This window comes from Vibrio ziniensis, assembly GCF_011064285.1.
In the GTDB taxonomy this organism is placed as follows: domain Bacteria; phylum Pseudomonadota; class Gammaproteobacteria; order Enterobacterales; family Vibrionaceae; genus Vibrio; species Vibrio ziniensis.
The window spans coordinates 2058764-2076155 of record NZ_CP049331.1; the positions used below are offsets into that span (position 1 = coordinate 2058764).

A 17392-nucleotide genomic window follows, 5' to 3' on the forward strand; every position below is an offset into this window, starting at 1 on the left:
TTTATAAGAATAAATATCATTTGCATCTTACTCATCAATACAGAGAAAAAGTTAACAATTTGGAGCATCTTGCATCTGAGAGAAAAAGGTTAAAGGCTTAAACGGGTAAAATTGGCAACCAGTATTCCATTTCGGCGTCTTGTTTCTCACAATCATAGCCTTGTGGATAACGTTCTAATTCAAAGCCGTCCACGCCTCGATAGTCTGACTGAGGTAGCCAATGAAAAATGAACCATTCCAAAGTTTGTGCAAGTGCCGAGACAGGACCTCTATGTTTGATTACCGCATAAGTCTGCGCAGGTATTGTTAGCTGCTCAATATCGACAGCCGATATCTGGATACTTTCCGTTACACCTGCCAAGTAGCGAAGATTGTTACCATTAGAACTGGCACAAGTGACATCAATCACTCCCGTTAATGGGTACTGCTTAACATCTGGGACAATGTGATACAAACGTTGCCAAAGCTCAGGAACTTGCTGAGAAAAGTTTGGTTGTGAAGATAAAATGCCACGAATATCGCCAATCACACCATAACAGTGAAAATCACTATAGGTTTCCACTCTGACTTCAATCAACTGTGGCGAAAGATGATGTTCTGGTTGATGCGCATCGAGCGATGAAAAGGAGGTGAGCAAGGGTGTTCTCAATCCATATCGCTTACCCTGCTTGCGATACACTCTTGGACTGACACCAAAATGCTGTTTAAAGGCACGGCTAAAACTCATTTCTGAACTAAAGCCCAAACCTATCGCAATATCGATGATCCTTTCCGAGCCAGTAAGAAGAGATTCGGCTGCGGCACTGAGCTTTATTTCTCTCACATAGTGAGCAACAGAGATGCCTGTTTCGCTTTGAAATACACGTTGCAGCTGCCAACGAGACCAACAACTTTGTTGTGCTAACTCATCCAGACTGAATGCCTGTTCCATATTGGAGTGAATATAGTTAAGTAGTTTGCAGACTCGCTGAAAAGACGCGCTGGAACGGTTCATGACTCAAAACTAACAGTATAAAAAGATGGCGTATTGTCGCATACAATCGATACAAATAAGAACTATTATCACTAACGAGCAACAAAAAAGGGGCATCAGCAAAAAAGAGTTCCTTCTCTTCGCTTTAGCCCCGTGGATTAAAGGTAAAATCTCTAAAAATTAATGTGCTGCACCTGGATCAACGGCATGTTGAGGTTTAGGTGCAAACCAGATGATGCATGCTGCGACAGCAAAGATAACAGCGATAACCATGAACAACTGATTGGTTGCCACCATGACGCTTTGTTTTTGCAGTAGCCAGTCCATAGAAGAACGTATCTGCCCTATTTCCATACCTGAGCTTTGCATCGCTTGTGTCGCAACACCTGCTCTGTCGGTTAAACCTGCAAGCTCCGCATGAACATACCGAGTCTGATGCTCCCAAGAGGTATTGATCATTGATGTCGCAAACGCGCCTGACAAAGTCCGAATGAAGTTCATCAAACCCGCGGCTGACTCCATCTCGCTAGGCTTCACACAACCTAGTGCAATCGCCGTTAGCGGTACGAAGAACAATGGCATACCAATACCTTGCAAGAACAGCGGATAACTCACTTGCTCAAAGGTCATATCCAAACTGCCAAAGCTACGCAGGAAGGTCCAAAGACCTAACCACATTACCCCGACAAACACGAATGGCCTCGGGTCAAACTTAGATGACAGATTGGCAATAATTGGCGCAAGGAATACAGCTAAAATCCCCATTGTTGCGGTCGCATAACCCGAGATCGTTGCGGTGTAACCCATATAGATTTGCAGCCACAACGGCGTGATAACCGAGATACTAAAGAACGCACCAAACGCCAGCGACAAAGTCATCATACTCATGGTGTACCCACGATGGCGAAACACTTTCAAGTCAACAACTGGGTCTTTTTCGGTCAGTTCCCAAATCAAGAAGGCAACAAACCCAATCACCGCAATGACAGCCAAGACGACAATTCGGCTTGATTCAAACCAATCGTGGTCTTTACCTTCATCTAGCATGATTTGCAGTGCTGCGACCCAAATAACCAATAGTGCCAAACCCACTTTATCGATTTTCGAACGTACGGTTTTGGTTTCAAATTGTTGAAGCAGTTTCCAACACAGTATCGCGGCAACAATAGCAAAAGGTGTTTTGACGAAGAAAATGTACGGCCAACTGAATTGGTCACACAATACACCGCCTAAAATCGGTCCCATGATTGGCGCAACTAACGTTGTCATACTCCAAATACCTATCGCAGCATGACTCTTATCTTTCGGGAAGATTCGAATCATCAACGTTTGCGACAAAGGCATCAATGGGCCACCCGCTAAACCTAAGAATACGCGGAAAGCCACAAGCATCGTCATGCTGGTCGCCAGTCCACATAATATTGAGAAGACACCAAACAGCACGAAACAGGTAACGAATACACGAATTGAACCAAAGCGTCTGGATAACCATCCGGTCAGAGGTACCGAAATCGCCTCTGCCACCGCATAAGAGGTGATTACATAGGTACCTTGGCTGGTTGATGTCCCCAAACTGCCTGCAATACTTGAAACCGAAACGTTAGCAATGGTGGTATCTAGAATGGCGAGAAAGTTCGCCATTGCCAGACACAGAGCGCCAATGAATAACGCTCCACCAGTCAAAGGTTTGATGTCATTGTCTGATGAATGACTCATGATCCACCTTAACCTTGTTCAGATTGCTTAGATGCACGGTATTGAGCGATGGTTTGCTTGTTCACGTCCGCTTTGGTATCAATTTCTACTTGCATAGAAAGACCCACTTGCAGCGGATGAGCTTGCAAATCTTCTGGATCAAGTTCGATACGAACAGGAAGACGTTGAACCACTTTAATCCAGTTACCCGTTGCATTTTGTGCAGGGATCATAGAGAACGCAGAACCCGTACCACCGGAAACACCCGCAACCACACCGTGATAAATGACTTCATCGCCGTAAAGGTCAGCAGTAATTGACACTGGTAAACCGATTTTCACATCACGTAATTCAACTTCTTTGAAGTTTGCATCTACATAGATGTTTTGTACTGGCACAACCGTCATTAGCGGTGTACCCATTTGAACTTGGCGACCAACCTGTACCTGACGTTTCGCGACCACACCTGAAATCGGTGCGCGAATAATGGTACGTTCTAGGTTAATTTTTGCCTGTTGCAGACGCGCTTTCGCTGCCAAAACTTCAGGGTTATTTTCAACGGTTGTGTTGTCTGTCATCGCGGCATTCGCTTTTTGAGCACCGATAGTTGATAGACGGTTTGCTTGTGCCTGAGCCAATGCTGCTTTTGCTGCATTTAGATTTGCTTGCGACTGCTCGAATGCTGTTTTCGCGTTTGTCAGTTCTTCACCTGATACTGAACCAGAACGCACTAAGTCTTCGCGGCGAGCTAAATCGATTTTCGCACGGTCAAAATCGGCTTTCGCTGCATTCAGTTGAGCTTTCGCACGAGTTTCATTTGATTTCTGTGCTTCAACTTGAGCAGTAAGACCTTCATCATTTGCTAAGTAGCTACGTACACGACGCTCAGCCAGTGCCAAATTTGCTTGCGCTTGGTCTACAGCAATTTGCGCATCGGTATCTTCGATCTGTACCAGTACATCACCTTTGTGGACGTACTGTGTATCAACCACATTAACACTCGCGATGATACCGCCAACCGCTGGCGTGACTTCTGCAATTTCAGCTGCGGTGTACGCGTTATCGGTAGAAATGTAACGCGAACCTACTAAATACCAGTAAGAACCGTAGCTGCCACCGGCAACAATAATCGCCGCAGCTAACGCTAAAAACCCTTTTTTACGTGACTTGTTTGCACCAGACGCATCGAATTCTGCAGCGTCGTTTTGTGATGAATTTGAACTCATTGATAGAAACCTTTTAAAAATTAAGACTCTGTGGTCTGAAAACTATCGCCTTCAAAACCGCCGCCTAAAGCGTGAATAAGAGCAAGATCAAGACTGAATGCGCGTGACTGTAAGTTAACCAACGCTCGTTGGTTATTGAGTAGCGACTCTTCAGCAACAAGCACATCTAGGTAAGTTGCTAAACCACCCTGATAACGGTTAGAAGCGATCTTCAATGCTTGTTCTGCCGCATCCACCGCTTCTTGCGTTTTCGCAATACGAGCATCAAGTGCTTGCGTGCTAGTCACAACATCAGCCACTTCATGCAGCGCTTGAGTGAGTGTTGCGTTGTAGCCGCTCACCGCTTCCTCATAACGCGCTTCCGCTGAGGTTAGTTGTCCATCAAGACGACCACCTGTAAACAAAGGCAAATATAGCGCTGGACCAATGCTGCCGGCGTCATTACCGCTGTTAAATAAGTCACTAAGACCAAACGCCTGATAGCCTATGAATGCAGAAATACTCAGATCTGGGTAGTACATAGCTTCAGCAATCCCTACACGTTCCGCGGCTGCTTCTGCTCGCCAACGAGCGGCGGTAATATCTGCTCGGTGACCAAGCAAACCAACACCCGCGTCTTGCGGCAAACCGTAACGCGTGTCCAATTGAATGTTTGGTTCTGAGATAGTTAATGCTCTATCTGGTCCTTGACCAACCAAGGCTGCAAGTGAATTTTTCTGTAACGCAATAGATTCGTTGATACCCAACATTTCAGCTTCAACATTCGCTGCAATCGCTTTCGCTTGGTTAACTGAACCCAGGGTTTCTAAGCCGCTTTCATAACGTTTAGTCAAAAGTTCAACGGTCTTGTGACGGATGTCTAATGCTGTTTCGACCGTATGTTTATTCGCATACAAACGAGACAATTCCGCATAAGCATTTGAAACGGCGGTCGCTAGCATCAAGCGCGCAGACACGGCTTCAGCTTCAGCAGCGGCTAACTCAGACGTTGCCGCAGCAACCGATGCACGATTTTTACCCCAGAAATCGAAATCGTACTGAAAGTTCAGAGTAAGAGTTCCATAGTCATTCCAACCACGTGGTGGCATCGCAGCCTGATACTGGTAACTCACTTTGGTTTCAGAAGCGCTAGCGGCTAATCCCACGTTAAGCGAACGACTTGCGCCAGCTTGCTCCGCAATACCCTGAGCATTTTTCAGCCTTGCTTCAGCCATTTTCAAACTTGGCGCTCCACTAAAAGCCTCATTAATAAGTTGGTTTAACTGAGCATCTTGATAGCGATTCCACCAGTCCTGAGTTGGCCACGCCATGGTTTCTGCGGCAGACAAACTTTGCTTAAACGCATAGTCATTCGCTTGAGAAATTTCAGGCAAGTTTTCATTTTTCGAGACAGAACAGCCTGCCAATAATGCAGCGCTGATCAAAGTTAGAGCAAAGTAAGGAACATTTTTGGCAATGTGCTTGTTCCTTTGGATAGATCTTTTCACATTAGACAACCTTATAACTAAACCGTACAGTACAGTTATACTCTTGACAGAAAGATTTCGTCAAGCGAAACTTACCCAGAATTTCCTCAAGGACTACAAATATTCATGCGAGTTAAAAGCGACGAAAAACGACAAGCGATCTTAGATATCGCCAAAGAATGCTTTTCACAACAAGGTGTTAGTGGGACATCTATGTCTCAGTTGGCGAAAGAATTGGGAGGTTCGAAAGCAACGCTTTATAACTATTTCAGTTCAAAAGAAGAGATATTTGCAGAAGTCATGCAGTCATCCGCAACGGAGCAGATCTCTAATTCTTTTCTTTCTTTGGACGTAAATCGTGATGTTCGAACGTCTCTTTTAGAATTTGGTTACAATTTTCTAGACTCCATTTTAACCCCTGATGCTATCTCTATTTATCGCATGGCAGTAGCCGAAGCTGATCGCACTGACATTGGCCGCCATTTCTATAACAATGGGCCTAAAAAAGGTTGGAAACATTTAAGTGAGTACATAGAGAAGCAGATTGCGAAAGGCGAATTGAGCCAATGCAATTCATGGATTGCTGCAATGCATTTTAAAGCCTTGCTATCGTCAGAATATGTTGAACAATACGCGTTTGCCGCTATCGATAAACCTAGCCAGCAGCAAATCAAATCCACAGTAGAACAAGCTGTGAATGCGTTTATGAAGCTTTACGGCAACGAATAACGCACTAGTGTCTCCTTGCACACACTTTTTCTGAATACAACGATCTTGCCCTCATTCTAAATTTTCGAATAAGGGCAACAAATTCAGCGGCTGTGATCACAACATCTAAAGTTCTAACATCTCTTCCATAGAGCGGCATTGCCATTAATGACCAAGTCGTTAATGAGCGAGAAAGCCAAGTGAGGAGAACAATATGATTGAAATTAGAAAAGCATCGCAACGCGGCCGAGCTAACTTCGGCTGGTTAGACAGCAAGCACACATTTTCTTTTGGTAGCTACTTTGATCCTAAACTCATGGGCTTTTCAGAGCTTCGTGTGATCAACGACGATACGGTTGCTCCTAGTGCTGGCTTTGAAACACATAGCCATCGCGATATGGAGATCATCAGCTACGTTCTACAAGGAACAATCGCTCACAAAGACAGCGAAGGAAATGTTGAAACGCTTCCAGCTGGTGAATTTCAATTAATGTCCGCAGGTCGTGGAATCGCGCACAGTGAATTTAATGCGTCTAACACAGAAACGTTGAAGTTTTTGCAAATCTGGATTCAGCCAAATAGCTATGGCGGCAAACCAGGCTATCAGCAAAAAGATTTCGGCCAAGAATCGGGGTTAACGACGATTGCAACACCAACCGGTGAGAAAGACACATTGCAAATCAAACAAGATGCGATGCTGCACCAACTGATTTTGGAACCTCACACAGAGCTAAGCTATGAGGTTGCTGAAGGTCGCCGAGTGTATGTTCACCAAATCAGTAGCGAACTGTTTGTTAACGATACACAACTGACACCGGGAGACGGCGCAAAAATTGTTTCTCAAGAGTATTTGAGCTTCTACAACAACAGCGATACACGCGCTACAGCGTTAGTGTTTGACCTACCATAACGTTCTTATAGTTTTCCGTTCCTTCCCTTTTCGCCACGAGCATTTCACTCGTGGCTTTTTTCTTTTAATCGAATATTTTTGTCGGTCTTTCATCAGCGTCTGAATGAGACTCACAAAGATATATTTATGAAAATTCATGTTGTAACCGGTTTCATTTTATATTTTTATCAATTAGAATGCAGCTAACTCACCTATTCTTACTAGGCTCACTTACTTCATTTGAGAAGGTATCACTATGTCACAACAAGGTTTTCCAAAAGATTTTCTCTGGGGCGGAGCAGTGGCTGCGCACCAAGTAGAAGGCGGTTGGAACAAAGATGGAAAAGGTCCTAGCGTCGTTGATGTACTCACGAAAGGTGCACATGGTGTACCTCGCGTCATCACAGAAACCGTGGAAGCTGATAAATTTTATCCAAACCACGAAGCAGTTGATTTTTACGGCCACTTCAAAGGCGATGTGGCTCTGTTCGCAGAAATGGGCTTTAAATGTTTCCGTACTTCCATTGCTTGGACACGTATATTCCCAAATGGCGATGAGGAGACACCGAACGAAGCTGGTCTTCAGTACTACGATGATCTTTTTGATGAGCTGCTGAAATACGGCATTGAACCCGTCATCACCCTTTCACACTTTGAAATGCCTAATCATCTAGTAAAAGAGTACGGCAGTTGGAAAAACCGTCAAGTAATGGATTTCTTTGTTAAGTTCAGTCTGACAGTTATGGAACGTTATAAAAACAAAGTGAAATACTGGATCACGTTTAACGAGATAAACAACCAACGTAACTGGAAACTGCCAATCTGGGGTTACTGTAACTCAGGTATGATTTATAGCGACTACGAAAATCCTGAACAGATGCTCTATCAAGTTCTGCACCACCAGTTTCTTGCCAGTGCGCTAGTAGTTAAACAAGGTCATGCAATCAACCCAGATTTCAAAATTGGCAGCATGATCCATATGATGCCGCTTTATCCTGCTTCATGCCGTCCCGAAGATATGTTGCTAGCGCAGGAAATGATGCGCGAAAAATACCAGTTTAGCGATGTTCAAGTCCGTGGTTACTACCCTAGTTACCTTCTTAAAGAGTGGGAGCGCAAAGGCATTACAGTCGAAATGCAACCGGGCGATGATGTAATTCTGCGTGAAGGTTGCGCGGATTACCTAGCAATCAGCTACTACATGACCAACATCGTGTCAGTGAAAATCGATGAAACAACCAATACACCTTCACTCTTCGAAGGCAGTCGTCTAAACCCATATTTACCAGCGTCTGACTGGGAATGGCAGATTGACCCAGACGGTTTACGCTATGCACTTTCTGAGCTGTACGAGCGTTATCAAAAGCCTATCTTCATTGTCGAGAACGGTCTTGGTGCATTAGACCAAATAGAACAAGACGGTTCAATCAATGACGATTACCGAATTGACTACCTTGGTTCACACATTAAAGCCGTGAAACAATCCATCAGTTATGACGGTGTAGATGTCATGGGGTACACTCCATGGGGCTGCATTGACTGTGTTTCATTTACTACTGGTGAATACAGAAAACGCTACGGCTTTATCTACGTAGATAAACACGATGATGGCAGCGGTACAATGGCTCGTTCGAAGAAAAAAAGCTTCCACTGGTACAAAACGGTTATCGAAACCAACGGTGAAGTCATCTAACTGCCACAAATTGAACAAATAAGCCTTTCAAAATTCGATTGAAATTGGCTAAACTTGTCTTCCTCTCGGCATATCTATTGCGTTTAAATATGCCGAGTTAGGTAGATAAGGAATTGTATGGCAACCATAAATGATGTGTGCAAAGCCGCTGGCGTTTCGAAAGCTACGGTATCACGAGTACTTAATAACAGCCCTCAGGTGAAAGAAGTCACCAGAAATGCGGTGCTGTCTGTAATGAAAGAGTTGGGCTATCAACCTAATACACTCGCTCAAGCTCTAGCAACCAATACCTCCAATTCTATCGGTTTAGTCCTTCCTGAATTCCAAAGTAACTATTTCGGCAGTGTCCTTCATCATGCAGGTCAAGCAGCCTTAAAAGCAGGCAAAAAACTATTGGTTATTCGCAGCAAAAATAGCGCAGAGGGTGAACGTGAATCGGTTGAAACCATTGCTAACCAACGCTGTGATGCCATTTTGCTTTATAGTCGCCATCTGTCAGAATCAGAGTTGGTAGAACTGCAACAAAAAATCGCCCAACCTTTGGTTATTCTAAATCGCCAACTAAGCGCTGAATCCTTATCGAGCTTCGGTTTAGAGCAAACCCAATTGGCTACATTAGCTATGGATCACCTACTCCAACTAGGTCACAAGAAGATCGCCTGTATTACTTCACCTCTTAATAGTGAGACTGGTCGATTACGTTTAGAAGCGTACAAGCATCAGCTCAACGCTGCGAATGTTTCAGTAAACAAACACTGGATTGTAGAAGGTGATAATAGCTTAGAAGGTGGTTATAAAGGCGCACAAATTCTGCTACAAACTAGCGAAAAATTTAGCGCTATTTTTGCTTGTAACGATGACATGGCGATTGGTGCAATACGTGCGTTACACGATCATGGTTTAAGAGTGCCACAGGATGTCTCTGTCATCGGAATTGATAACGAACCCGCAGCCGCTTATGCCATTCCAAGCCTTTCTACGGTCTCACTTCCCATCGTTCGCTTAACACAAGACGCAACTGCGCTTGCTTTGGCTCAGGCAAATAAACAGGGTCATCTTATTAGCCATCAGTCATACCACGGTGAGTTGGTTGCACGCGAATCTACACAAGATATTAGAGTTCGTTCACAAGACATTTGATGCCATTTACCATTCTGGAAAATTTCCTGATCAGTGAATGGGTGTAGATAAGCAAACCCTCCGAACCATGAATGGCTCGGCGGAGCTTCAGAGACGAATGAATGCGCGTTTGCATTTGACGCCCATTCGCTGTTCTATCGATGCTCAGTCTGAGCATATTTTTATCTATGATGATATGACAGCAATTCGAAATATTAAAAAGGCAGCCTAAGCTGCCTTTTTGCATTAATGCCGATAGAGAATTAACGAATAGCGCTGTAACGTTTCATCATAAACACAATCCAAACAAGTGATAGCAGTGCGAACAATGCACTTACGTAGCCAATGCCTTCGAGCGACATCAATAGAATCACTTTACCACCAATTAGCGCACCCGCACCGATCCCCAAGTTAATGATGCCGGAGAACATAGACATAATCATGTCCGACGCATTGGCATCAATATTGAGCACCTTAACCTGCATTACGAGGCTCACGATCATCAACGCAGCACTCCAGACCACCAGCAAAATGCTGATTGACCACAGATGAGGAACAGCAAAGTAAATCAACGCTGTACATACCATTACGGTTGCAGTGCAGCCGACTAAGATTGGAGTGTTTGGACGATCACCTAAGTTACCAAAAATCACACTACCCAAAATACCAGCTGCGCCAAACAGCAGCAGTAGGAACGTAGTGAAGTTTTCTGACAGTGAGCCAATCACTTTCAAAAAAGGTTCAATATAGCTGTACGCTGTGTAATGGGCGGTAAAGATCATGAAGATGAACAAATATAAGCCCATCAATGCTGGGTTTTTCAACAGCTCTGGAAGCTTCTTCATTGAACCAGTAAACAAACTCGGCATAACAGGTAATAAGCGATAAAGAGTGAACATGATAATTAACGCAGTAATACCGATAACGCCGAATGTCACGCGCCATCCCAACCATTGGCCAATTATACGTCCTAGTGGCACGCCTAATACCATTGCCAGTGAAGTGCCCGTTGCAAGAATGCTAAGTGCAAAGGTCTTTTTCCCTGGGGGAGCAACTCGAATTGCAATTGAGGCGGTTATCGACCAAAACACGGCATGAGCGAAGGCGATACCTATTCGACTTGCCACCAAAATTTCGAAGTTCCACGCAAACACAGAGAGGCAGTGGCTGGCAATAAACAGCGCAAACAAACCTAGCAATAATTTCTTACGCTCAATTCTACTGGTGATCATCATCATTGGTAATGACATTGATGCCACTATCCAAGCGTAGATAGTCAGCATCCAACCGACGGAAGCTGTCGATATTGAAAAATCATTCGCGATATCGGAAAGCAGTCCAACAGGCACAAATTCAGTGGTGTTGAAAATAAAGCCGCTGAAACCTAAAGCAAAAACGCGTAAGTATTGTGAACGACGAGAGTTATCATTCGTTGCGGACATGGTTTGTGTCATATAACCGTGTAAAGGAGGATAAATAAATGTGCCCATATTGTGATTTATTTCACAATTAAAGCCAACTGTTTATACAATTTTTTTAATACTTTTCAGAGCATTTTATTTTCTATTAACAGCAAAAACCGCTGTAACTATTTCCTCTTTTTCACGGCTATTAGATTGTAATGAGCTTGAGTGAAAATGTTACTAAGCCAGAGCTTCAGCGATCAAACTTACCGGGTGAATACACTCTAACTGGGTATTTTCCTCAATTTGCCATTTACAGGTTTCACAATCAGTAATCGCGTAATCTGCATTTGAGCGTCTGATCTTACTAAACAAGTCATCCCCTATTTTCATCGAAACTTCATAGTTTTCCTCTTTAAAGCCATAAGTACCCGCTAAACCGCAACATTCGCTATCGAGTACCACCACCTCTAAACCTGGGATCATTTTCAATACTTCAATGGTAAACACAGCCCCACCACTTCTTTCGAGGTGACAAGGCGTGTGATAGACAATTTTTTTATTGAGTGGTTTCATTTTCGGTAAGTTACCGCTCATAAACTCTTTCAGCAGAAAACGGCTCATATAGTGGATCTTACTGGCCACATGTTCATTGTCGACTCCAAGCACATGAGGATATTCCTCTTGTAGAGTGAATGAACAAGTCGAAGAAGTTGAAAGAATGGCAATACTGTTTTGCTCAATCGCTTTACCCACATGTTCAATATTAAACTCTGCGTTTTTCTTGGCTTTATCGTGAAAGCCATTAGCGATCATCGCTACACCACAGCACTTTTCTTTTTCAAGCAAACGCACGCCAATGTTCATAGCATTCATGACTCGAATAAAATCTTTGCCCAACTGTGGGTGGTTATAATTCACATAACAGCCGTGGTAATAGCTGACCGCGCGCGGATAGATCGACTGATCACTAACGTTACCCTTAAACCAGTTTCTGAAGGTGCCATGGGAGTACTTAGGCAAAGATTTGTGCTCATGCACGCCAATCGTTTTGTGCATGATTTTCTTCATCAATGGCAACTGCGTCGCCGCATTCACAATTGGAGCAAACGGTGTGGCGAGTGTTCCAAACAGATCGGTATGACTTAGAACAAAATCTCGGACCAACTTTGGATTTAAAGGGCGTTTGCCAAACTTGCCTCTCGCAACAGCAATAATATCGCCGATACGAACACCTGAAGGGCACGCTGTTTCACAGCGTTTGCAGTTGGTACAGTGCTTTAACATGTCATCATAGAACTCTGGGCTTTTAATGCGTAGCCTTTCTCCATCTGGCCCACACTGTTTTGGTCCAGGGAAATCTGGATTCGCCTTCGCCACCGGACAATACACAGTACAGACGGTGCATTTAATGCATTGGTCAAAGGTGGTATCTCTGCTTGCCACTGTCATGCACTGGCCTCCTTCATCAATAGCTCGCTTCTTAAACCCGCTACAATTTGTTCAACAACCCAGTATGCGGTACTGATCGCTACACCACCTCCACATCCATGGGCTATTGGGTTATATCCACTTAAAATCGCTCCTATGCAGTGCAGGTTATTGACTTTGTTGCCTCGAATTGAGGGAGTGAAATTTTTATCAGTGACCACACCAAACGACAAAAATGGATGAGGTTTAGAGCTAAAAAAATCATGTTGATGCCACTCGTTTCTCGCACCCGCCACTTCTGTATCTAAATCAAAAATTGGTTCTTTAATCGCATTTTGATTGGCTATCAAACCTTTGCTGAAAAAGCTACCTGAAGCGAGTATGTAGTTCTTCGCTATCAGATTCATATCGCCCATTTTCTTTGTCTGGATGGACATTAAGTTCAATGCACCGCCAAGATCTTCAAATTGACCACCTAATACTTCATCACCTTTATGCAGAACTCCCCCTTTGTTGACAAAGGTACGCATCATCACATCTTCGATGCGAATACCTAACAATGACGGCGGCATAGTTGGCACCTCATGCAATCTCAACCCCGTATAACGACTGAGTTTATGCATTAGCTCTAAACCATCACCGTTACCCATGATCGATGGCAGCACAACTAAGTCTTCCGGAGTAGCGGCTTTCAGTAACTGATTCGCGAACTCAGTAAATTGAGTTTCATCACGCAACAGTCTTGATATATCGATTGATCTTAAATCGTAAGGATTGCGATTGAGCTGCCCAAAAGCCGTTAAGCTTATTTTTGCCGTTTTTATAGGGATATCTTTAAACGCTGGATTCAGCTGCAAATTACCAAGAGCGATATGAGGTTGAAAATCTCTGAAACCGTCCACGGCAATCATTACAATACGTTTAATTTCAGAAAGATTTGAAAAATCCGGAGCTATTTTTTCGACATAGGGCTGTGAAAGCCAAGTCGATTTCAACGTGCCCAACGTAGTGATTCGAAAATGATTATTTGACGATGGCAGCGAACTCATTGCCAGCCCATTCGAAGCCAACATCTGCTGGTACCAATTCATGGCTAAACGTATATTTTTACTGCCCACTTTTGCATAAGGGTGTTGTGGAAGCGCTTTGGATAACACATCAAACTCTGTCCAAGGATTATCAATCATCTGGTGGTTTAACGGTGAATGAGAAAGCAGGTCGATAGAACCCGATGAAAAATGTAATGCGCTTTGCCCACTGCTTACGACAGCGGTTTTTAGCCCATGTTCTAAGCATTTAATGGCAGCCGAATAGCCAGCAACTCCACTACCTATCACTATGACATCGTAATTCATCATGACTGTTCTTGCTCCTGAGTTGATGGTGTAACGTAAGACTGTGCAACCGAAGCTTCTATTGCAGACTCAATATCTCCACAGCCAAATAACCCTTCGTATATCCAATAACTGAACTCAGCTTCTCTTAATGCATCACCCCAGAAAATTGGTTTAATTCCCTTCCAACGTTCTTCTAAGAACTCTTTGAGCAAAAGAGCCGATTCATGCCCGCTAATGTCGCCATATTCTTGAAACAAACTGGCAGCCCGATATGCACAAAGCTCTCCTTGGCAAGGTCCCATGCCTAGACGAGTACGTCGGCGTAAATCTACAAGATTTCTGACATCTAGCTTTTTAATCGCATACTCAATTTCTCCCGCCGTTACCATCTCACATTCACACACTATGGCTTGACTTTGAGGTTTTTCGGATAAGAAGGCTTCTGCTCTTTCACCATGACGATAGATAGCTGATTCATAAACAGGTTTAGCTATGCTGGCACTTTTTCTTAGTGCTTTAGGCGATTCAACAGAGCCAGGTAAAGGCTTGGAATGTGTAGAACAAGGTATCGAGTTACCCAACTTACTGGCAATGAGATCTGTAGCTTGTTCAGCCATGAGCCGATATGTCATTAGCTTGCCGCCTGTAATGGTCGTAAAACCTTTCAGACCGTCACGTTCTTGATGATCTAACAACACAATTCCACGGCTGATGTTTCTGCCAGAACTGTCACCGCTTAATGAAACTAGAGGCCTGACACCAGCATAAGCCCTGAGCACTCGAGTATTTTTCATCACAGGCGCAAGTTTGATACCTTCTTCTAGCAACAAATCCACTTCAGCAGCCGTTACGTGCAAATCATCAATCATGTCGTAATCAATGTGCTCGGACGTTGTACCGATTAAAGAAATGGTGTCTCCTGGAACTAAAATGTCGGCATCAGAGGGTTTACGACAGCGGTTGATCACCAAATTATTAATGCGGTAGTCGAGAATCAATAGCGAGCCTTTGGCGGGGAACATCTTGATATCGAGCTCTGCGTATTCACATATACCCTGCCCCCAAATGCCTGCAGCATTAATTACTTGCTGAGCGATGACCTCAAACGGTTGATTGGTTTGTGTATTAATGCATTTCACGCCCAAGATTGTATCGCCTTGACGAATAAGAGATACCACGCGCGAATGATTGAAAAGTCGAGCGCCATGCTCTTTTGCATCCAGTACGTTGGATGAACACAAGCGGAAAGGATCGAGAGTACCATCTGGCACTTTGACTGCACCAATAAGCGCGGGATTAGTGTTTGGTTCTAGGCGTAAAGCATCTTTTGGCGACAAGGTTTCAACATCAATATCAGCAGCTTGGCATTGTTCGATAAAGGTTTTTTGAAAATCCAAATCATCTTCTGGCAAGGTGATGAACAGACCGCCTGTATCTTCAATACAATGGCGAGCTATCTTTTTTAATATCCGATTTTCTTGGATACACTCTTTGGCAGAATGTTGGTCGGTGACAGCATAACGCGCCCCTGAATGCAACAAGCCGTGGTTACGCCCTGTTGTCCCAGAAGCCAAATCATCTCTTTCAAGTAATATGCAATTGATACCCCGAAGAGCACAATCACGCATAATCCCAGTACCAGTCGCACCGCCACCGATAATGACGACATCTGTTTCAAATCGGGTTATTGCTTTCATCACTATGCTACCTGCCGCTTATTCGATAATTAGTTTGGCATCAAATAGGACAAATAGGCGAGATCTTGATCATAAATGTTCGTTCGAAAAAACACGAACAATAAAATAACCAAATTATTTTGATCTACAACACAAATTATTAAACAGATTTGTTCGTAATACCATTCAGTATGCATACAAATAGTGTGGAAATCGTGACGGACAAGTCAAATAACACACTAATCATTTATTTTATTTATATATTTCAACCAAGAAGAACAAATATCACAGAAAAAAGAAAATTATCGAATGAAAATAAAAACGTTCCATTTGTAATATTTTTACTATCGTTCGCACCCTACATATCAATACAATAAAAATGAGGTCAATTATGTTTGGTATTTTTAAGCCCCAAGCGCATATTGATCGGCTTCCTCCCGATCAAATAAGTGGCACATACCGCCGACTACGCTGGCAGTTATTTATCAGTATCTTCTTCGGGTATGCTGGTTACTATCTCGTTCGAAAAAACTTTAGCCTTGCAATGCCATATTTAATAGAACAGGGATATAGCCGCGGTGATCTCGGGGTTGCCCTTTCAGCAGTGTCTATCGCCTATGGTATTTCCAAATTTATTATGGGAAATGTTTCAGATCGCTCTAATCCACGTTATTTCTTAAGTGTTGGTCTGATATTATCAGCCATGACTATGTTCTGCTTTGGCCTTACCGATTGGGCGTTGAGTAGTATTCCTATCATGTTTGCTATCCTATTTATAAACGGTTGGACTCAAGGAATGGGTTGGCCTGCTTGTGGGCGAACTATGGTGCACTGGTGGTCACGTAAAGAACGCGGCAGCATCGTTTCCATCTGGAACTGCGCCCACAACGTTGGCGGCGGAATGATCGGTCCTCTTTTCTTGCTCGGTTTATGGGCGTTTAATGATGACTGGCGTGCGGCTTTCTATGTTCCAGCTTTCTTTGCGGTATTAGTGGCTATTTTCATTTGGGTAACGCTACGTGATACACCTCAATCTTGCGGGCTACCGCCAATCGAAGAATATAAAGACGACTATCCCGACGATTACAATAAAGCTTCAGAAGAAGAACTCTCTGCGAAAGATATATTCTTCAAATATATTTTTTCCAATAAGTTATTGTGGTCTATTGCTATCGCTAACGCGTTTATTTATCTCATTCGTTACGGTGTGCTTGATTGGGCTCCAGTATATCTAAAAGAAGCGAAAGAATTTACCGTTGATAAATCGTCTTGGGCTTACTTCTTGTACGAATGGGCGGGTATTCCTGGAACGTTACTTTGTGGCTGGATTTCAGATAAGTTATTTAAAGGTCGCCGAGCAACAACTGGGATCCTATTTATGGTATTGGTGACTCTGGCGGTATTGGTTTACTGGTTTAACCCACCAGGCAACCCTGCCGTTGATATGATGGCACTCGTCGCTATTGGCTTCCTGATTTATGGTCCAGTCATGCTAATCGGTCTCTATGCGCTGGAATTAGCTCCTAAGAAAGCAGCGGGAACCGCAGCAGGCCTCACTGGATTATTTGGTTACCTAGGCGGAGCTGTAGCAGCAAACGCAGTACTCGGTTATACCGTTGACCACTTTGGCTGGAATGGTGGTTTTATTGTATTAACGACGTCCTGCATTATTTCCATCATTTGCTTAATTTATGCTTACATAGGTGAACAAAAACACCACGCAGAAAAAGAAGAAAGACTCGCATCTGCTGAAGCATAATATTTCCACTTACAATG

13 protein-coding genes are annotated in these 17392 nt (G+C 43.6%); 5 read left to right on the forward strand and 8 right to left on the reverse strand.

Annotated features, from left to right (window positions below; genetic code table 11):
- Positions 1–97: 97 nt before the first annotated feature.
- From G5S32_RS09400 to G5S32_RS09415, 4 genes are all read right to left on the reverse strand, one after another.
- Positions 98–994, reverse strand: coding sequence for an AraC family transcriptional regulator (locus G5S32_RS09400; RefSeq protein ID WP_165311773.1), 897 nt, complete (start codon positions 992–994; stop codon positions 98–100).
- Positions 995–1153: 159 nt separating this feature from the next.
- Positions 1154–2689, reverse strand: a complete 1536-nt coding sequence (gene vceB, locus G5S32_RS09405) for a multidrug efflux MFS transporter permease subunit VceB (protein WP_165311774.1) — start codon at positions 2687–2689, stop codon at positions 1154–1156.
- An 8-nt stretch (positions 2690–2697) separates the two neighbouring features.
- Complete coding sequence (locus tag G5S32_RS09410; RefSeq protein ID WP_165311775.1) at positions 2698–3894, reverse strand: HlyD family secretion protein; 1197 nt, start codon at positions 3892–3894, stop codon at positions 2698–2700.
- 20 nt (positions 3895–3914) lie between these two features.
- Positions 3915–5381, reverse strand: coding sequence for an efflux transporter outer membrane subunit (locus G5S32_RS09415; protein WP_165311776.1), 1467 nt, complete (start codon positions 5379–5381; stop codon positions 3915–3917).
- Between the two features lie 105 nt (positions 5382–5486).
- On the opposite strand from G5S32_RS09415, the gene G5S32_RS09420 reads away from it, so the two are divergent.
- The 4 genes from G5S32_RS09420 (at position 5487) to G5S32_RS09435 (ending at position 9790) form a co-directional block, all read left to right on the forward strand.
- A complete protein-coding gene (locus G5S32_RS09420; RefSeq protein WP_165311777.1) occupies positions 5487–6089 on the forward strand; it encodes a TetR/AcrR family transcriptional regulator in 603 nt (200 codons plus the stop codon).
- A 193-nt stretch (positions 6090–6282) separates the two neighbouring features.
- Positions 6283–6978, forward strand: a complete 696-nt coding sequence (locus G5S32_RS09425; protein WP_165311778.1) for a pirin family protein — start codon at positions 6283–6285, stop codon at positions 6976–6978.
- A gap of 235 nt (positions 6979–7213) precedes the next feature.
- On the forward strand, positions 7214–8650 hold the full coding sequence (locus G5S32_RS09430) for a 6-phospho-beta-glucosidase (RefSeq protein WP_165311779.1): 1437 nt from the start codon (positions 7214–7216) through the stop codon (positions 8648–8650).
- Positions 8651–8767: 117 nt separating this feature from the next.
- Entirely contained in the window at positions 8768–9790 is a 1023-nt protein-coding gene (locus tag G5S32_RS09435; RefSeq protein ID WP_165311780.1) for a LacI family DNA-binding transcriptional regulator, read from the forward strand.
- 242 nt (positions 9791–10032) lie between these two features.
- Here G5S32_RS09435 and G5S32_RS09440 read toward each other — a convergent pair whose 3' ends face one another.
- The 4 genes from G5S32_RS09440 to glpA all read right to left on the reverse strand — a co-directional run bounded on the left by G5S32_RS09440 (position 10033) and on the right by glpA (position 15637).
- The gene (locus G5S32_RS09440) at positions 10033–11211 is read right to left on the reverse strand and encodes a sugar transporter (protein ID WP_281347255.1); all 1179 of its coding nucleotides are present in this window, start codon (positions 11209–11211) and stop codon (positions 10033–10035) included.
- Between the two features lie 201 nt (positions 11212–11412).
- Positions 11413–12624 carry an anaerobic glycerol-3-phosphate dehydrogenase subunit GlpC gene (glpC, locus tag G5S32_RS09445; protein WP_165311781.1) on the reverse strand — a complete coding sequence of 404 codons (1212 nt, stop codon included), beginning with the start codon at positions 12622–12624 and terminating at the stop codon, positions 11413–11415.
- A complete protein-coding gene (glpB, locus tag G5S32_RS09450; protein WP_246201005.1) occupies positions 12621–13961 on the reverse strand; it encodes a glycerol-3-phosphate dehydrogenase subunit GlpB in 1341 nt (446 codons plus the stop codon). The genes glpC and glpB overlap by 4 nt, the downstream gene beginning before the upstream one ends.
- Positions 13958–15637 carry an anaerobic glycerol-3-phosphate dehydrogenase subunit A gene (gene glpA / locus G5S32_RS09455; protein ID WP_165311782.1) on the reverse strand — a complete coding sequence of 560 codons (1680 nt, stop codon included), beginning with the start codon at positions 15635–15637 and terminating at the stop codon, positions 13958–13960. The genes glpB and glpA overlap by 4 nt, the downstream gene beginning before the upstream one ends.
- 370 nt (positions 15638–16007) lie before the next feature.
- On the opposite strand from glpA, the gene glpT reads away from it, so the two are divergent.
- Complete coding sequence (gene glpT, locus G5S32_RS09460) at positions 16008–17375, forward strand: glycerol-3-phosphate transporter (protein WP_165311783.1); 1368 nt, start codon at positions 16008–16010, stop codon at positions 17373–17375.
- Positions 17376–17392 lie beyond the last annotated feature (17 nt).

What these genes read in the sequence shown, in the direction of transcription:
- G5S32_RS09440 (WP_281347255.1), bottom strand. Translation starts at nt 11,211, where the DNA reads ATGTCCGCAACGAATGATAACTCTCGTCGTTCACAATACTTACGCGTT.
- glpA (WP_165311782.1), bottom strand. Translation starts at nt 15,637, where the DNA reads ATGAAAGCAATAACCCGATTTGAAACAGATGTCGTCATTATCGGTGGC.
- G5S32_RS09425 (WP_165311778.1), top strand. Translation starts at nt 6,283, where the DNA reads ATGATTGAAATTAGAAAAGCATCGCAACGCGGCCGAGCTAACTTCGGC.
- G5S32_RS09410 (WP_165311775.1), bottom strand. Translation starts at nt 3,894, where the DNA reads ATGAGTTCAAATTCATCACAAAACGACGCTGCAGAATTCGATGCGTCT.
- glpB (WP_246201005.1), bottom strand. Translation starts at nt 13,961, where the DNA reads ATGATGAATTACGATGTCATAGTGATAGGTAGTGGAGTTGCTGGCTAT.
- vceB (WP_165311774.1), bottom strand. Translation starts at nt 2,689, where the DNA reads ATGAGTCATTCATCAGACAATGACATCAAACCTTTGACTGGTGGAGCG.
- G5S32_RS09430 (WP_165311779.1), top strand. Translation starts at nt 7,214, where the DNA reads ATGTCACAACAAGGTTTTCCAAAAGATTTTCTCTGGGGCGGAGCAGTG.
- glpC (WP_165311781.1), bottom strand. Translation starts at nt 12,624, where the DNA reads ATGACAGTGGCAAGCAGAGATACCACCTTTGACCAATGCATTAAATGC.
- glpT (WP_165311783.1), top strand. Translation starts at nt 16,008, where the DNA reads ATGTTTGGTATTTTTAAGCCCCAAGCGCATATTGATCGGCTTCCTCCC.
- G5S32_RS09420 (WP_165311777.1), top strand. Translation starts at nt 5,487, where the DNA reads ATGCGAGTTAAAAGCGACGAAAAACGACAAGCGATCTTAGATATCGCC.
- G5S32_RS09435 (WP_165311780.1), top strand. Translation starts at nt 8,768, where the DNA reads ATGGCAACCATAAATGATGTGTGCAAAGCCGCTGGCGTTTCGAAAGCT.
- G5S32_RS09400 (WP_165311773.1), bottom strand. Translation starts at nt 994, where the DNA reads ATGAACCGTTCCAGCGCGTCTTTTCAGCGAGTCTGCAAACTACTTAAC.